Source organism: Pseudomonas sp. ICMP 8385 (assembly GCF_002699915.1).
GTDB classification, from domain to species: domain Bacteria; phylum Pseudomonadota; class Gammaproteobacteria; order Pseudomonadales; family Pseudomonadaceae; genus Aquipseudomonas; species Aquipseudomonas gessardii.
In genome coordinates this window covers 314,313-330,714 of sequence record NZ_LKBY01000001.1, presented here as the reverse complement: position 1 = coordinate 330,714, position 16,402 = coordinate 314,313, and the positions used below count along the sequence as shown (strand labels likewise).

At 62.2% G+C, this 16,402-nt stretch carries 11 protein-coding genes; 5 read left to right on the top strand and 6 right to left on the bottom strand.

The genetic code is table 11. The features are described 5' to 3' along the window. Positions 1-227: 227 nt before the first annotated feature. The 3 genes from AO268_RS01535 to AO268_RS01525 all read right to left on the bottom strand — a co-directional run bounded on the left by AO268_RS01535 (position 228) and on the right by AO268_RS01525 (position 4,628). Complete coding sequence (locus AO268_RS01535; RefSeq protein WP_099167703.1) at positions 228-1,466, bottom strand: hypothetical protein; 1,239 nt, start codon at positions 1,464-1,466, stop codon at positions 228-230. 26 nt (positions 1,467-1,492) lie between these two features. Further along, positions 1,493-4,018, bottom strand: coding sequence for a CS1-pili formation C-terminal domain-containing protein (locus AO268_RS01530; RefSeq protein WP_099167702.1), 2,526 nt, complete (start codon positions 4,016-4,018; stop codon positions 1,493-1,495). A gap of 118 nt (positions 4,019-4,136) precedes the next feature. Beyond that, complete coding sequence (locus tag AO268_RS01525; RefSeq protein ID WP_099167701.1) at positions 4,137-4,628, bottom strand: CS1 type fimbrial major subunit; 492 nt, start codon at positions 4,626-4,628, stop codon at positions 4,137-4,139. A gap of 481 nt (positions 4,629-5,109) precedes the next feature. Here AO268_RS01525 and AO268_RS01520 point away from each other — a divergent pair, with 481 nt between their 5' ends. Both AO268_RS01520 and AO268_RS01515 read left to right on the top strand, forming a co-directional pair. After that, on the top strand, positions 5,110-5,682 hold the full coding sequence (locus AO268_RS01520) for a PadR family transcriptional regulator (protein ID WP_099167700.1): 573 nt from the start codon (positions 5,110-5,112) through the stop codon (positions 5,680-5,682). After that, positions 5,679-6,446: a siderophore-interacting protein gene (locus tag AO268_RS01515; RefSeq protein ID WP_099167699.1), complete on the top strand. Its 768-nt coding sequence runs from the start codon at positions 5,679-5,681 to the stop codon at positions 6,444-6,446. The genes AO268_RS01520 and AO268_RS01515 overlap by 4 nt, the downstream gene beginning before the upstream one ends. Before the next feature lie 106 nt (positions 6,447-6,552). Here the strand turns inward: AO268_RS01515 and AO268_RS01510 are convergent, their stop codons facing one another. Both AO268_RS01510 and AO268_RS01505 read right to left on the bottom strand, forming a co-directional pair. After that, positions 6,553-7,179 (bottom strand): Pr6Pr family membrane protein, encoded by a 627-nt coding sequence (locus AO268_RS01510; RefSeq protein WP_099167698.1) that lies wholly within the window; start codon positions 7,177-7,179, stop codon positions 6,553-6,555. A 4-nt stretch (positions 7,180-7,183) separates the two neighbouring features. After that, on the bottom strand, positions 7,184-7,417 hold the full coding sequence (locus AO268_RS01505; protein ID WP_057438302.1) for a VF530 family DNA-binding protein: 234 nt from the start codon (positions 7,415-7,417) through the stop codon (positions 7,184-7,186). 176 nt (positions 7,418-7,593) lie between these two features. Here AO268_RS01505 and AO268_RS01500 point away from each other — a divergent pair, with 176 nt between their 5' ends. The 3 genes from AO268_RS01500 (at position 7,594) to AO268_RS01490 (ending at position 13,774) form a co-directional block, all read left to right on the top strand. Then, positions 7,594-9,612, top strand: a complete 2,019-nt coding sequence (locus AO268_RS01500) for a TonB-dependent receptor (protein WP_099167697.1) — start codon at positions 7,594-7,596, stop codon at positions 9,610-9,612. A 312-nt stretch (positions 9,613-9,924) separates the two neighbouring features. Then, positions 9,925-11,262 carry a carbohydrate porin gene (locus AO268_RS01495; RefSeq protein ID WP_099167696.1) on the top strand — a complete coding sequence of 446 codons (1,338 nt, stop codon included), beginning with the start codon at positions 9,925-9,927 and terminating at the stop codon, positions 11,260-11,262. A gap of 100 nt (positions 11,263-11,362) precedes the next feature. Then, positions 11,363-13,774: a glucose/quinate/shikimate family membrane-bound PQQ-dependent dehydrogenase gene (locus AO268_RS01490; protein ID WP_099167695.1), complete on the top strand. Its 2,412-nt coding sequence runs from the start codon at positions 11,363-11,365 to the stop codon at positions 13,772-13,774. A 186-nt stretch (positions 13,775-13,960) separates the two neighbouring features. Here AO268_RS01490 and AO268_RS01485 read toward each other — a convergent pair whose 3' ends face one another. Continuing rightward, the gene (locus AO268_RS01485) at positions 13,961-16,297 is read right to left on the bottom strand and encodes a putative bifunctional diguanylate cyclase/phosphodiesterase (protein WP_099167694.1); all 2,337 of its coding nucleotides are present in this window, start codon (positions 16,295-16,297) and stop codon (positions 13,961-13,963) included. Positions 16,298-16,402 lie beyond the last annotated feature (105 nt).

The window sequence follows — 16,402 nt, the reverse complement described above, 5'->3', positions numbered from 1 at the left end:
ATTGCGCGGGAAACCCCAGGCAGTAACCAACGCTCGGGGTTTTATTCTCGAACTTATTCAAATGCGGGTTTGCAGGGTCCGGCCGAAACTCAGCCTGGATGTTCATTTGTACCGCCATGACGGGCATGGCCAGCAATGCTAATAGCGTATAGGCGGCAACGCACCGTCCTATCCGTGTTAATACGTTCATCTCTCGACCCCAACAGCTTTGCACCACGGACAGCACCTCATACTTGCGAATCCCAGACCACCGTGACCTGGCCCGAGTAGGTACTGCCGCCCCGCTCCAGCATCTGGTCGGCGTAGTCTTTCTTGACCTCGAAATGCAGGGTGCCGGGCCGGCGGTTGACGTAGAACCCCGGTTGAAACAACTCGGTGCCCACACCGCTCAACAGCAATGGCTGGCGACTCACTGCCCCTCCGTCGTCACGACTCAGGCCATGGGGCAGGCTGACGCTGACATCCACCGGCACTTCGTGACCGTCGGTGGTGTTTCTCAAGGCACAGGTGTCGCCGATGACCCGTTCGCAGGCCATCTGCATCTTGAAACGCGACGACGCGGAGATATTGAAGGTCTGGTCACGGAACAACCGCGCCGGCTTGCGGCCCCGGTTCAACCAGGCTTGCCAGCCGCCCTGGGGCACCAGCTCGACACGATTGCCGCCGGGGGGGACTTCCACCTGGAGTTGGTGTTGCACCTCCAGGGCGAAGTTGAAGGTCAGTTGGTTGTCCGACGGAATCAGCACATCGCCGAAGTCATAATCCCCCCCAGGCCCCATGGTGTAGGTGAGGCTGCCAGAGTATTCGCCACTGGACATGCCTAGCGGATTGGGGGTTTTAAGCTCATAGGCATACTCGAGTTGGAACAGGCGCAACCTGGGGATATCCAGCGAGGGCTTGCGACCACAGGCGCCTGCTCCTTCAGGGACCAGCCAGAAATACGTGGCAGAGGAACTAGTAAACCTAAGGTGACCTGTGCTTCGGCACGGGCTCGGGGCGTTTACCCATTGAGCCTGCCAGCCACCTCCAGGTTGCGCCCAAGCCACGCTCCCCGGCGGATTGGCCGCAGTCCAAACGCCACCGAGCCCGGCAATACGCATCTGTACGGTCTCGACTTCCCCGGTTCTGCTATGCGTCACCAGCACATCCCGCCACTCGGACGGCACTTTTACGTAATAGCCCTGGCGGTCATTCTCATGGTTGGCCAGGATCGGCCCGTTGGATAACGCCTCAAAGTTCCACTCCCGCAGGCTGAAGATATTCAACGCCTTGCACTGGTTTGGAATATGAGACTCGCAAATAGAACTGATGGGCGTTGTATTACGAAACTGGTTCACAAACGGGTTGCTGGGGTCCGGCGTGAACACTGCGCTAATGTTCTGTGTCAGGCCAGCCGCAGTCGAACTGAACAACAGCGCAGCACCTATTCCTCCCAACTGGCTGATCACAGTTCTGATACGTTTCATAGTGATCTCAAATCTCGTCATGGCACTCAACCTGCGGTCTGAGTGGTGAAGGTGGAATCGGCCAGGGTGTCCGGCGTACAACGCAGGTCGCCGATCATCAGCACATCGTTTTCATTGCGCGCCTGGGTGGTATCGAGGCGGAACTGGCACAGCAACTGGTTGTTGCGCCGCACTTCCAAGGTCGGCGAGCTGGCGTTCATTTCCAGGGAGAAGAACCCATCGACCTCGCTCACCCCACGGCTGGCGTGGTTGATGATGTGATGGCCCTTGAGCGGTTTACCCTGGGGGTCCACCAGGCGACCGAGCACGGTGACGCTGCGCATCACGCTGATCTTGCGGTAGTCCACACCGCCCTTGTTCAGGTGGTAGGCGGTACGCGGTGGCTGGATATTCGCCGCCGGGGCGTGGTTGCCGTCAAAGTCGAAGCTCACCGAACTGCCCTTGTAGGCGGTGATCGGGATAAAGTTGCGCCCGGCCCGCAGCAGGGTGCTGCCGCCGCTCAAGTCATCGGCGCGCAGGACGATGTCCTCTACATCGCTTTCAACATCGACAATCATCCCCGAGCCGCTGCCGGCGTACTGGCTGGTCAGCACCATCCGTTGCCCGCCGAGGGCGAAGGTGCTGTCCAGGTTCAGGCCACCGGTCAGGTCGTTGTTGAACGAGGAGCGCTGCACAAAGCCGTCGCCATTGACCGCATCGGTCTGGAAGCTGGCCATGCCGGACAGGCCCACGCCATAGGTGTCGGCCAGCACCGTGCCGGAGACGCTTTGCAGCACATGGTCTTGCAGGTCGCGGCGGTAGGTCAGCGAGCCGTTGTTGTCACGCGTGCCTTCGCGGGAGGTGCGGGTGCCGATGCTGGCGGACCACTGCTCACCGGGGCTGCCGAGGGCCAGGCTGACACTCAGGTCGACCCCGCGGTTGCGCTTGTCGCCGGTGCTGGAGCTGGCCGGACGGTCGAACAGCGACAAGCGCCAGTTGGCATCGCTGCCGAACAGGTGGGTGCGTTCGGTCCAGCCCAGGTCCAGGCCAGTGCCTTGGGTATTGCCTTCGCTGTAGGACAGCCGTGCGCTGATGGAGCGCAGGTTGCTCAAGCGGTGGTTGACGGACAGCGCTGAGAGGCTGGTCTGGCCGACAAACACATCGCGCTGGCGAATGCGGGTGCCGTCGGGCAGGACTTCGTAGGTGTTGCGGTTGTCCAGCCAGCTGCGGGTGTGGTTCAGCACCACGCTGCCCAGGCCGTAATTGTAGAGGCTGTTGAAGTCGACGCCGGTGCCGTAGTTATCGGTCTGGTAGACGTTGGCATAGAGGCTGGCATTGTTGGCCAGGGTCCAGTCGATGGACGTGCCGTACTGCATGTTGTCCTTGACCTGGCGCCCGGACAGCCCCAGTACCACCCGTGGGTGGGCCAGGTAGTTGACGGACGCGCCGGCGGTCAGGTCGCCACTGGGCTGTTCATCCCAGTTGCTCAGCAGCTTGCTTTCCTGCCCGGCAAACACGTTGTAGCGCCAACGGTTGTCGAGGTTGCGCCAGTTGTTGGGCTTGTACACCAATTCCTGGGTGGTGCTGGTGGTCTGGCCATCTTCCACCAGGCGCACTTCCACCTCATAAATGCCGCCCGGCAGGGGGCGCGTGTCCAGGCTTTGCAGGCCAGTGGCGACCGCCTGGGTGTTGATCAGCAGGCCATTGCGGTAGATCTCCACCGAACCCTGGCGGTTGGCGGTGACATAAATGGGGTAGATGCTCGGCTTGGGGTTGGCGATCATCAGGCTGTCGGAACTGCCGTACATCACGCCCACGGCGGTGTCCGGGCTGGCGCCGAAGGTGCGCAACTGGCGGGTCAGGCCTTCGGCATTGGGGGTGAAGTAGCCCAGGCGCAGGAACTCGCCGTGCATTTCACGCTGGCCATACAGGGAGTACACCGCATGGTTGAGGGCATCGTCGTCCGGCCCGCCCAGGCGCGAGAACTGCATGTTCAACACCTGGCTCCAGTTGCCCAGGCTGGCGTTGGCATCCAGCCCCAGGCGCCCGCCCAGGTCCTGGCCCTGGCCGCCGCTGATATTGAGTTGGTTACGCACGATCAGGCCGGTGCTGCCGCCGGTGGGCAGGGAGTAATACTGCGGCTCGAACCCTTCGCGCTCGGCGTTCTCGGTCAACAGGGTGACCAGGGACTTTTCCAGGTTGTAGTGGACCGCCAGCAGTTGCTCCGGGCAGCTGCTTTGGCAAGCGCCCAACGGCACGCCCTGCTTGAGGTAGTCACCCCAGCGGTCACGTTCGATATCCTTGATCACACTGCCTTCGTGATCGGTGAAATCCAGCAAGGTCAGGCGGTCGTCACGGGTCAGGACAATCATCGCCTCAGAGACGAACTCCTGGTCCAGTTCAACCCGCACCGCCAGCGGCACATCAAAAAAATGTTCTTCAAAATCCGCCGGTAAACCCTTGGCCTGGGACAGCAAACTTCTGGGGGTTGTGCCAGTTGCCGCGTCAGCTGCAAACGCTCCCGTACAAAACAACAAGGCAAGCGCTGCCGCGATGAAAATCATCGGGAACATGAACGGATACTCTGAATACGCACAGGAAATACTTGAATACCGATCAACCGACAGCGGCTGCCTGTCGATCGGTAGGCGCTAAGCAATAAGCCGATGCTTATTGGTCAACAGGTCATCTTCACGGGGTTACGCGCGGCTCATGGTCGAACACCACGGTGTAGTTGGTGGTGAACAGGCCCGCATCGGTGTCGGCCGGCTTGGCCGCCACCACCACCATGTCGGCCTGGGTGCCAGGGGTGGAGCTGGCGTCATCCACGACTTCCAGCGGCGAACCGGTCAGGGTCACGCCGTTGAAGGTGGTGGTCAGGGGAATGGAAGAAGTGCCGTTGGTCAGGGAAGCCGGACCGCCTTCGATGTAGGCCTTGATCGAACCGTCGGTATTTTTGACCGCGTAGGTCGCACGGATGGGGTTCAACAGGCCGGTAACAGTGTTGTAGGCCATGGTTTCATCCTTACCGAACTCTGGATCCAACGGCTGGGCATGGAACTGTTTGGTAGGAATCGTCGCCTTGATGTTGATGACGCTGGTGGCTTCACCAGCTGCAAACACGCTGGAAGAACCGATGGCCAACATCACCAGAGGCAGGACGAAAGCAGTCTTTTTCAGCATCATTAAATACCTGTTGTCACTAATTAAGTTAAAGGTTCGAGTTGATCGAAACTTCATTCCACGCCAAATACCCAACTATCACTTTATGAGTTGAGTCTTAAGACGCGAGTAAATGATCAACCGAATTTAACTTCAGGTAAGCCAGCCAATTCCTTGTAACTCGTAGCTTCAAGTCCTTATGTTGCATGGAAAAAAACCTGAAACCCGAAAAAACCAATTACTGGCTGTAATACCTGGAGGACAACTATTACCAACTTAACCCACACCCAACGAACAATGTTCCGTAAGAAAAGTAGCACACGGCCATCCACCACTAAGTATCGCTGCAATTAGAGCAAAGACTCCAGAGTTCATTTAAACCGACAATCTATTAATTGCCAGTGGATAAGCGCAGCGGCACCCTACCGTTCGTCGGCAAGCGTTGCTCCGGCATTAAGATATATCTTACGTTATGTCTTAGAAATCCACAGAGAGCATCCCAATGAGAGACCCTCATTCCCACCGTGAACCCGGTGACAGCCGCGACGGCTTCGAGAAACGCCCAGGCCGCGAGCGCGGTGGCCGAGGCCCGCGGGTCTTCGCCCCGGGCGACCTGAAAATCCTCCTGCCGGCGCTGATCGCCCAGCAGCCGTGCCATGGCTACGACCTGATCCGCCAGATCGAGGCCTTGTTCGACGGCGCCTACAGCCCCAGCCCCGGGGTGATCTACCCCACCCTGACCTTTCTGGAAGAGAGCGAATTGATCAGCGGCGACGCCGAGGGCGGGAAAAAACGCTACACAATCACCGACGCCGGACGTCTCTTCTTGAGCGAACAGAGCATTGCCCTGGACGGTGTGCGCATGCGCATCGACGTGAGCAAGCGTTCGCTGCGCGGCCATGACCGGCCACCGGAGATCCACGAGGCGGTGCATAACCTGCGCCATGCCTTGCAGCTGCATCACGGCCGCTGGAGCCCGGAAGAAATCACGCGTGTCGCGGGGCTGCTCAACAGCACCGCCCAAGCCATTGTGGATGGCCCGCCCGTCCAACCTGTACAGGGGAAAAGTGCATGAACAAGCCCGTCATCCACCGTGTTACCCACGAAATTAAACGCCGCTGCCTGGAGGTACTGCGGGTGGTCGATATCACCCCGCGCATGCGCCGCATCACCCTGGGTGGCGAGCAACTGGCCGGGTTTGTCAGCCTGGGCAGCGACGACCATATCAAGCTGCTGTTCCCGCAGAACGCCGCCGAACTGGCCGCGCTGCAAAGCCCGACCTTCGCCATCAAGGGCGAAGGCCCACAACCGGCGATGCGCGACTACACGCCACGGCGCTTCGACCTGGCCATTGGCGAGTTGGATATCGACTTTGTGCTGCATGGCGATGGCCCGGCATCGACCTGGGCCGAGCAGGCGGCCGTCGGCCAACACCTGTACATCGGCGGGCCCCGGGGCTCGATGATCGTGCCGGATATCTTCGACAGCTACCTGCTGGTGGGCGACGAAACCGCGATCCCGGCCATTGCCCGGCGCCTGGAAGAACTGCCGGCCGGGCGCACGGTGCTGGCGGTGATTGAAATTGCCGATGTGCATGAAAAGCAGGCACTTGGCAGTGCGGCGGATGTCGAGGTGATCTGGGTGGTGCGCGGGGTCGATGACCTGCTGGCCACGGTGACGAACCTACAGCTACCGGCTGGGGCGCTGTATGCCTGGGTCGCCACCGAGACCAGGCTGTCGCGCCAGGTGCGGCGGGTGCTGCTGGATAAGCACCGGCTTGACGATGAGTTCGTCAAGGCGGTGGGCTACTGGCGGGCCGAGGGCAGTAGCGAAGAATAGGACTTACTCGGTCAAAATGTGGGAGCGGGCTTGCCCGCGATTGCGCTGTATCAGTCGGCACATTTGCTACTGATCCACTGCAATCGCGAGCAAGCCCGCTCCCACATTAGTTCTTCGTTGCCTTGGGGAGCTTGTCCAGCCCCACTATCGCCAGCGCCACCAGCACAAACCCGAGCAATATCCCCCCGGCATTCATAAACACCTGTGGATAACCCAAGGTCCCCACATCAATAAACGGGTACTGATACTGCCCCAGCACATGCCCGCGCAGCAGCACATAAATGAAATACACCAACGGGTAAATCACCCAATACCCAATGTGCCGCAGGCGCAGCGTGCCCCTGGGGACGCACCACCACCAATAGCCGAGGAACAGCAGCGGCATCACATCGTGGAGTAATTCGTCGGCGATAAACTGCCAGCCCTCGGGGCTCCACAAATGCCGCAGCAGCAGGCTATAGGCCAGCCCTACGACCACGATGCTCACGGCGATCCCGCTGCTGACCGCAGGCTGTAGGAAAAAGCGACGCCCAGCCGAAGGGCGATTCACCAGTGCATAACTCAGCACCACCGCCGCCAGGGTGTTGGTCAGCACCGTGAAAAAGCTGAAAAAATTCACCAACCCACCCAACAGGCTGGCATCGGCCAGCCAGCGTGACGAGAGGATCAGGTATTGCTGGATCGCCAGGCCTGCCCAACCGGCCAGTGCCGCTGCCGCGACAAAGCGCTTCATGGGATCAGTCCAGCGGGCGTTTGGTGCGCATCAGCTTGACGTACAGGCCTTCGACCTTCTCCCGCGCCCACGGGGTCTTGCGCAGGAACGTGAGGCTGGACTTGATGCTCGGGTCGTTCTTGAAGCAGCGGATATCGATGCGCTCGGCCAGGCCTTCCCATTCGTAGTGCGCCACCAGTGCAGTGAGCACCTGTTCCAGGGTAACGCCGTGCAGGGGGTTGTTGTTCGATGCGGTCATGCCGGGCCTTTGCCAAGTAAATAAAGAGGAAGCCGCGCACCTTAGCCGAGAGGCCAGGCAGGCGGAAGCACCGCGTTCACTATAGCCGCTGAAAAAGTTCCGCTTCCCGGAGCAAAAAGAGATGTTATATTGTAACTATTCATATCCAACCTCTCTGCTTTGCCAAGGAACCCCCGATGTCCCTCTCCCCTCTCTGGCGCCTGACCCCGCTGGCCGCTGCCCTGCTGATCGGCACCCAGGCCCACGCCCTGGAACTGCAACCCCAAGTCATCACCGGCAACCCGCTGGGCAGCCAACAACTGGCCTCGCCAAGCACCGTGCTGGAAGGCGATGACCTGACCCTGCAACAAAAAGGCAGCCTGGGCGAAACCCTGAATAAGCAGCCTGGGGTGTCGTCGTCGTACTTCGGCCCTGGCGCCAGCCGCCCGATCATCCGCGGCCAGGATGGCGACCGCATTCGCATCCTGCGCAATGGCGTCGGCGCGCTGGATGCCTCGTCGCTGTCCTATGACCATGCGGTGCCGCTGGACCCGGTCAACGTCGAGCGCATCGAAATCGTCCGGGGCCCGGCCGCCCTGCTCTACGGCGGCAGCGCCATCGGCGGGGTGGTCAATACCTTCGACAACCGCATCCCCACCGAAGCCATCGAAGGCATCCACGGCGCGGGCGAGTTGCGCTACGGCGGCGCCGACACCACCCGCAGCAGCGCCGGCAAACTGGAAGCCGGCAACGGCAGCTTCGCCCTGCACCTGGATGCCAGCGCACGGCAATTCAACGACCTGAAAATCCCAGGTTACGCCCGCAGCCGCCACGCTGCGGAAAGCGAAAACGGCCCCGGCAAAAACGGCCGCCTGGGCAACAGCGACGGGCGTCAGGACAGTGGTGCAGTGGGCGGTTCCTACACGTGGGACGACGGTTACGCCGGGCTGTCCTACAGCAACTCCGACAGCAACTACGGCTCACCCGCCGAACAGGACGTGCGCATCCGCATGCAACAGGAGCACTACGCCTTCGCCTCCGAGATCCGCAACCTGCAAGGCCCGTTTACCTCGGTCAAACTCGACGCCGGCTACACCGATTACGAACACCGGGAAATCGAAGGCGGCGAAACCGGCACCACCTTCAAGAACAAGGGCTATGAGGCGCGTATCGAAGCGCGGCACCAGGCGATGGGGCCTTTTGATGGCATCGTCGGTGCCCAGGTCAGCCGTAGCGAATTTTCCGCCTTGGGCGAGGAAGCCTTTGTACCGCAGACCGATACCAATGCCGGCGCGCTGTTTATCCTCGAAGAAATGCAGGCCACCGAGCGCCTGAAGCTGAGCCTGGGCGGGCGCCTGGAACACACCACCGTCGACCCGGATGGCAAAGGCAACGAGCGGTTTGCCAATGCCAACCGCTCCAGTAGCTTCACCGCTGGCAGCCTGTCGTCGGGCGCGGTCTACACCCTGACCCCCATCTGGTCGCTGGCCGCGACCCTGGGCTACACCGAACGCGCCCCGACCTTCTACGAGCTGTATGCCAACGGCGCCCATGTCGCCACCGGTACTTATGAAGTGGGCGATGCCAAGCTGTCCAAGGAAAAAGCCGTGGCCAGCGACCTGGCGCTGCGTTTTGACAATGGTACGCACAAGGGCAGTGTTGGCGTGTTCTACAGCCACTTCTCCAACTACATCGGCCTGCTGAACAGCGGTCGCACCTTGAATGACGAAGGCGAAGAAGACGCCAGCGGCATCCCGGAATACACCTACTCAGGTGTGCGCGCACGTTTCGTCGGCTTTGAAGCCCAGGATCACTGGAAACTGGGTGAAAGTGCCTACGGCAAATTTGCCCTGGAACTGTCGGGCGACTACACCCGCGCCACCAACCTGGACACCGGCGAAGCCCTGCCCCGTATTGCCCCGCTGCGCCTGAACAGTGGCTTGCTGTGGGAACTGGACCGCTGGCAGGCGCGGATCGACGTCCAGCATGCTGCTGGCCAAGGCCGCGTCCCGGCCAATGAAAGCGGCACCGATGGCTACACCACGTTGGGCGCCAGTGCCGGCTATCGCTTCAACCTGGGTGGTAGCCAGTGGCTGGCGTTTGTTGATGGCGAGAACCTGACCAACCAGACCGTACGCTATGCCAGCTCAATCCTGCGCGATATCGCGCCGGCGCCGGGGCGCAGTGTGCAGGTGGGCTTGCGCACGACCTTCTAACAGACACTGATATTCACCTGTGGGAGCTGGCTTGCCTGCGATAGCGGTGGGTCAGTCACTGAAAATAGTGGCTGACCCACCGCTATCGCAGGCAAGCCAGCTCCCACACTGGTTTTGCGGTGCTTGCACGCACTGTTACCAAATCCGAAAGAATCCATCTTGCGATTAGCCCTTTCTCTCCCCGAGCCGGCGCTTTATCCTTGTCCGTAACAAACTGAAACGTTTCATCTTTCAGCCAGACCTGACGCGCGTCCACCCCCCGGCCGCCGTTTGCGTACCAAAAACCAAAACTATTAAGACCTGCCCTTGCCTATGCCTGCTTTCCCAACACTGCGCCAGTGCGCTGCGCTGCTGCCTTTGTGCCTGATCCCCTGTGCCCAGGCCGCGCCGGCCTTTGACCGTGAGTCGCCGTGGATGCTGGGTGATTTCGGCGGTTCCCGGACAGCGCTGTCTGAACAAGGTTACGACTTCAAGATCGACTACACCGGCGAGATGGGCAGCAACCTGCACGGAGGCTCGGACCATGACCGCACGGCGCGCTACAGCGACCAATGGGCCTTCGGCAGTCACCTGGACCTGCAGAAGATCCTTGGCTGGCACAACGCCGAGTTCCAACTGACGATCACCGAGCGCAGTGGCAATAACATCACTAACGATCGCATCAACGACCCACGGGTCGGCGGTTTTACTTCGTCCCAGGAAGTCTGGGGCCGGGGCCAGACCTGGCGCCTGACGCAGATGTGGTACCAGCAGCAATTCTTCGACCAGACGCTCGACATCAAGGCCGGGCGCTTTGGCGAAGGCGAAGACTTCAACAGCTTCCCCTGCGACTTCCAGAACCTGGCGTTCTGCGGCTCCCAGGTGGGCAACTGGGTCGGTGGCATCTGGTACAACTGGCCGGTGAGCCAATGGGCGCTGCGGGTCAAATACCACCTGACGCCCGAGTTGTACGCGCAAATCGGCGCCTATGAGCAGAACCCGTCCAACCTCGATCGCGGCAATGGCTTCAAGCTCAGCGGCAGCGGCACCCAGGGCGCCCTGCTGCCGGTGGAGCTGGTGTGGACGCCAAAGGTCCACGGCCTGCCGGGCGAATACCGCGCCGGTTACTACTACAGCAGCGCCAAGGCCAGCGACGTGTACAAGGACCGCAATGACCAGCCCGCCGCCGTCAGTGGCGAGGCCTATCGCAGCGCCTCCAGCAAGCACGGCGTGTGGCTGGGCGTGCAGCAGCAGGTCACCAGCCTGGCCAGTGACCACTCCCGTGGCTTGAGTGTGTTCGCCAACGCGACGATGCACGATAAGAAAACCAACGCTGTGGATAACTATGTGCAGGCCGGGGTGGTCTACAAAGGCCCCTTCGATGCCCGCGCCCGCGACGATATCGGCTTTGCCGTGGCCCGCGTGCACGTCAACCCGGCCTATCGCAAGAACGCCCAGGCCAGCAACCAGGCCCGTGCGGTCTACGACTTTGACGACGCCGCCTACCTGCCGGTGCAAGACACCGAATACAGCGCCGAGCTCTATTACGGCGTGCATGTCAGCAACTGGCTGACGGTGCGCCCGAACCTGCAATACATCCGTCATCCGGGGGCCGTCGCCCAGGTGGATGACGCGCTGGTCGGCGGGATCAAGCTGCAAGCGTCCTTCTGAATCTGAATAAACGCAATGAGACCTGAACCAAGCCTGCGCACAAACGTCATCTACAGTGAACAAGCGCGGGACTACCTTAAACGTCACGGAGAATCACACTATGAGCACTGATGGTGCTTCAAGTCCAAGCCGCCTGCTGCCCAGGTTGCTGGGGATCTTGCTGCTGATCATGGGCCTGGCCTTGTTGGCCGGGGGCATCAAGCTGAGCATGCTCGGCGGGTCGCTGTACTACCTGCTGGCGGGTATTGGCCTCACCTTGACCGGCATCCTGCTGCTGGCCACGCGCCGCGCGGCGCTGGGCTTGTACGCTGTGGTGCTGTTCGCCAGCACGGTGTGGGCCCTGTGGGAAGTCGGCCTGGACTGGTGGCAGTTGGTGCCGCGCCTGGCCCTGCTGTTCGGCCTGGGCATTGTCATGCTGCTGCCGTGGTTCCGCCGCCCCCTGCTGCGTGGCCAACCGGCCCCGCTGGGCACCGGCGCACTGAGCGTGGCCGTGGTGCTGGCCGGCGCCACCGCCGTGGCCAGCCAGTTCACCAACCCCGGTGAAATCAAAGGCCAACTGGACCGCGACGCGGTGCCGGGCATGACCAACGCCGCCCCGGCCCAGGCCGATGGCGACTGGAATTCCTATGGCCGCTCGGCCTTCGGTGACCGTTACTCGCCGCTGGCGCAGATCACCCCTGAGAACGCGCACAAGCTGGTGCCGGCCTGGACCTATCGCACCGGCGACCTGCCTGGCCCGGGCGATCCCGGTGAAACCACCGCGGAAAACACCCCGCTGAAAGTCAACGGCATGCTCTACGTGTGTACGCCGCACAGCCAGGTAATCGCCCTTGACCCGGACACCGGCAAGGAAATCTGGCGTTTCGACCCCAAGCTCTCGACGCAAAAAGCCGCGAACTTCAAGGGTTGGGCGCACATGACCTGCCGTGGCGTGACCTATCACGATGACGCCGCCTACGCCGCCACCGCGCAAAGCCCGGCCACCGGTGCCGCTGCGCCAGTGGCCAATGCCTGCCCGCGTCGCATCTTCCTGCCGACCGCCGACACCCGTCTGATCGCCCTGAACGCCGACACCGGCAAGATGTGCGAAGACTTCGGCGACAAAGGCCAGGTCGACCTGGGTGCCAATATCGGCACCTTCGCCCCCGGTGGCTACTACTCCACCTCGCCGCCGGCCGTGACCCAGAACCTGGTGGTGATTGGCGGTCACGTCACCGATAACGTCTCCACCGACGAGCCCAGCGGCGTGATCCGCGCGTTCGACGTGCACACCGGCAAGCTGGTGTGGAACTGGGACAGCGGCAACCCGGACGACACCACGCCGATTGCCGAAGGCAAGACCTATACCCGCAACTCGCCCAACATGTGGTCGATGTTCGCCGTCGATGAAAAACTCGGCATGCTCTACCTGCCCATGGGCAACCAGACCCCGGACCAGTTCGGTGGCTACCGCACACCGGCTTCCGAGCTGCATGCTGCCGGCCTGACGGCCCTGGATATCAACACCGGTAAAGTGCGCTGGCACTACCAGTTCACCCACCATGACCTGTGGGACATGGACGTGGGCGGCCAGCCAAGCCTGATCGACATCAAGACCGCCGCCGGCGTGAAGCAAGCCGTGATGGCCTCGACCAAACAAGGCAGCATCTATGTGCTAGACCGTGCAACGGGCGAGCCGGTGGTGCCGATCAACGAAATCCCGGTGCCGCAAGGCGCTGTGGCCGGTGATCACACCTCGCCCACCCAACCCAAGTCCGACCTCAACTTCATGCCACCGCCCCTCAAGGAGCGTGACATGTGGGGCGTGACCCCGTTCGACCAACTGCTGTGCCGGATCGACTTCAAGTCCCTGCGCTACGACGGCCCGTTCACCCCGCCATCGCTGCAAGGCTCGATCGTCTACCCGGGCAACTTCGGCGTGTTCGACTGGGGCGGCATTTCGGTTGACCCGGTGCGCCAGATCGCCTTCGTCAACCCAAGCTACATGGCGTTCAAGTCGACCATGATCCCGGCGGAAAAAATCGCCGCCATGGGCCCGCGGGTCAGCGAGACCGAAGGCGTGCAGCCGAACAAAGGCACGCCGTATGGCGTGGTCCTGGAAGCGATGCTCTCGCCCATGGGCCTGCCGTGCCAGGCGCCGGCCTGGGGTTATGTGGCCGCTGTGGACTTGACCAACAACAAGACCATCTGGATGCACAAGAACGGCACCGTGCGTGACAGCTCGCCAGTGCCCATCCCTCTGAGCATGGGCGTGCCCAGCCTGGGCGGGACCTTCACCACGGCCGGTGGCGTGTCCTTCCTCAGCGGCACCCTCGACCAGTACCTGCGTGCCTATGACGTGAAAAACGGCAAGCAACTGTGGGAAGGCCGCCTGCCTGCAGGCGCGCAAACCACCCCAATGACCTACACCGGCAAGGACGGCAAGCAGTACGTGCTGGTCGTGGCGGGCGGTCACGGTTCCCTGGGGACCCGGCAGGGTGACTATGTGATGGCGTTCAAGCTGGCGGATTAAGCCAGGTAGACGCAAAAAAGCCCCGGAACCCCGGGGCTTTTTATTTGAAATACAACTCAAATGTGGGAGCTGGCTTGCCTGCGATAGCGGTGGATCCGTTGGCATATGTTGCACTGACCCACCGCTATCGCAGGCAAGCCAGCTCCCACACAAGCCCTCTCCCATATTTTGACCGCGCAGGCCCCGTCACACCGTACTGCGATCCCGGCGCATCCACATCTCGAAGGCCCTGGCATTCAACGGCCGGCTGATCAGGTAGCCCTGGGCGGTGTCGCAATTCCATTGTTTGAGCAGTGCCAGGCTGGGCTCGAACTCCACCCCTTCGGCCACCACCTTGAGCCCCAGGTTGTGGCTCATCTCGATGGTCGAACGCACGATCACCGCGTCGCCGCTGGTGCTGTCGAGGTTGCGCACAAAGGACTGGTCGATCTTCAATTCCTGCACCGGCAGGCGCTGCAACTGGGCCAGGGACGAGTAGCCGGTGCCGAAGTCGTCCACCGACAGGCTGATGCCACAGCCGCGCAGTTGCTCAAGGATGCGCAAGGCCTGTTCCGGGTTGTGCATGATCGCGCTTTCGGTGATCTCGAAAATCAACTGCCCGGCCTGCACCCCATGCCGCTCCAGCAATTCGGTCACCCGTGGCGCCAGCCCTTCGTCGCCCAGGTCGTCCACCGAGATATTCAGCGACAGCTGCACCTCCAGCCCGCGCACGCTCCACTCTGCCAACTGGCGGATCGCCTCTTCGATCACCCAATGGGTCAGGCTGGCCATGCTGCCGGAGCGCTCGGCCAGGGGGATGAATTCGGCGGGCGACACCAGGCCCAGGGTCGGGTGCTGCCAGCGCAACAGCGCCTCGGCCTGGCGCACATAGCCATGGCGCAGGTCGAGCTTGGGCTGATAGCACAGGAACAGTTCGTCTTCGATGGCGGCGCGGCGCAGGTCGCGGATCAGGCTGATCTGGCGTTGATGGGCGAGGTCGCGGTCCTGTTGATAGATCTGCAAGTAGCCAGGCAACGCGGCCGCATCGTGGCGGGCAATGGCGGCGCGGCTGATCAGTTCTTCGACCTGCTGGCCATCTTCGGGGTAGGCGGCAATGCCCATGCTCACTTCGTGGCGCAGCTCGTCGCCACCGACCCGCTGCGGTTCGGTCAACAGGCTGTACAGGCGGTCGGCGCGGGCCACGGCGCTGTCGAGCTTGGTGTTTTCCAGCAACACGAGGAATTCACTGCCGGTAATGCGCGCCGCCGAATCCCCCGCCGCCAGGCTCGACAGCAGGCAGCGGCTGGCCTCACGCAGCATTTCCTCGACGCCCTGGGGGCCGAAGCCTTCGTTGATCACCCGGTAGTTTTCGATCCCCAGGTACAGCAACACCACCGGTCGCCGCGCACTGATCGCACTGCCCAGGCGCTCCATGGCCAGGGCGCGGTTGGGCAGGCCGGTCAATGCATCGTGCAGGGCGTTGTGTGCCAGTTGCCGTTCGCGCACGGCGATGCCGCTCTGCATCGCGTTGAAGGCCCGGGCCAACAGGCCGAACTCATCCTTGCCGCGCACCGCCACCGGCGTGCGGTAGTCACCGGCGCCGATGCGCTCGGCCGCCTGCACCAGGGCATCGAGCGGGCGCGACACCCGGCGCGCCATCAACAGTGCGCCCACCAGCGAGACCAGCAAGGCCGCCAGGGCAATGCCGAGAAATTGCCGGTCCAGCGGCGCGAAGGATTGCAGGGCCTGGTCCAGCGGGCTTTGCAGCAAGGCCATGACGTGCCCGCCATCCCCGGTGTTGGCCAGGGGCAGCACCTGGCTGAGAAAGCGCTGGCCGTGCAGTTGGCTCATCTGCGCCAGTTCGCTGGGGTTGGGGTCATACAGCGCCTGGATAATGGCCGGGCGGTCGGCCAGGGGCTGGGTGCTGAACAAGGTGCCTGGCTGGCCCTGGTCCACGCTCATGAACGACACTTCCAGGTTGCTCAACGAGCGCAACTCGGCGGCAAACGCCTCATCCATGGAAAAACCCATGACCACCCGGGCAATGGGCAGTGGATCCAGCACCTCTTCCTGCACCAGCAGGAACGGCTGGCCGGCCAGGGCCACAATCAGCATTTGCAGGGAGTTGCGCCGGGCGTGGCGCAGCGCCTGGGCATAGGGAAAGACTTGCTGCGCAGGCACGCCGGCCAGGGTGCTGACGATGACCTGCCCATCGAGCCCCAGCACAAACACCTCGCTGGCACGGATCCCGCTGCCATGATGGCGCAGGGCGGCAAGGATCTGTGCCGGCTCGCCCGCAGCGACTGCCCGGCGAAACTGCGCATCCACCGTCAGCCAGTCCAGGCCGTATTGCAGGCGCCGCCCGCGCAAGTCCAGCAACCGCTCGAACACTCGGCTGCCGGTCTCCAGTTGCACCTGGGCCTGGTTCTCCACGGCATGGGTAGTGGCCACTTTCACAGCAAAGTACACCGCGCCTACCACCACCAGCAGCAATAACGCCAACACCCCGGCCAGCCGCGCCTGGAAGGCGTGGCGCCATTTCATCCGCTTGCCTCCTGGTAACGTGCCCGCGCCCCAGCTCAAGCGTCCTTTTGTCATACGCATCCCTCGCGACTGCAGGCCCGGCGTCAAATAAATGCCCGTTCATTC